Genomic DNA, 243 nt, shown 5'->3' with positions numbered 1-243 from the left:
CGCAAACTCTCGACCTGATCTGAATGCCTTTGCGTCACCCATCATCGCCACCGCTGCCGTCGCCGTCAGAAGGCCGACACCGGGAATCTCGCTGATCGCCTTCACAGCCCGGTTCTCCTTCTGCCACGCACGCATGCGTCGCTCGATCTCGGCAATCTGTCCGTCCAGCCTCGCCAGCTCGTTCCAGTGCTCGCGCAACGTGGCGATCAACGCTACTGGCAATCGCTCTGCAAGCCGCCCCAG

1 protein-coding gene is annotated in these 243 nt (G+C 63.0%); it reads right to left on the bottom strand.

From position 1 onward, the window contains the following. Window positions 1–243, bottom strand: a 243-nt coding sequence (locus tag SB689_RS23990; RefSeq protein WP_410694527.1) for a transposase, incomplete at both ends; no start/stop codon positions are given.

It is taken from the genome of Chryseobacterium sp. SIMBA_038, assembly GCF_046535115.1.
GTDB lineage: Bacteria > Bacteroidota > Bacteroidia > Flavobacteriales > Weeksellaceae > Chryseobacterium.
Note: the sequence above shows the minus strand (reverse complement) of the source record. Positions and strands in the feature narration are given on the sequence as shown.